1 pseudogene is annotated in these 368 nt (G+C 53.5%); it reads left to right on the top strand.

Annotated features, from left to right (window positions below):
* Window positions 1-368: pseudogene (locus tag ACTRWI_RS22750) on the top strand (amino acid adenylation domain-containing protein); the annotation flags it as partial.

Here is a 368-nt window from a genome sequence, read left to right as displayed (position 1 = left end):
CTGCCCGTTGGCGCACCGGGGGAGCTACACATTAGTGGCATCGGTGTGGCGCGAGGTTACCTCAATCGCCCCGAACTGACTGCAGAAAAATTCATTACCAACCCGTTCGCTTCTATAGAAGACAAAGCCAAGGGCTACGACCGCATGTACAAGACTGGCGATCTGGTGCGTTGGCTGCCCAATGGAACATTGGAATACCTCGGGCGCAATGATTTTCAGGTGAAGATCCGAGGATTGCGTATTGAGCTCGGTGAAATTGAACACGCATTGACCAGTGAGCCGAGTGTACAGCAGGCAGTCGTTATTGCTCGTACTCGGAGAGAAAGGGGAGATCAATACCTGGCGGCGTACCTGATTGCGACTGAAGG

It is taken from the genome of Pseudoalteromonas sp. G5_S1_14_S5 (genome assembly GCF_054968605.1).
Note: the sequence above shows the minus strand (reverse complement) of the source record. Positions and strands in the feature narration are given on the sequence as shown.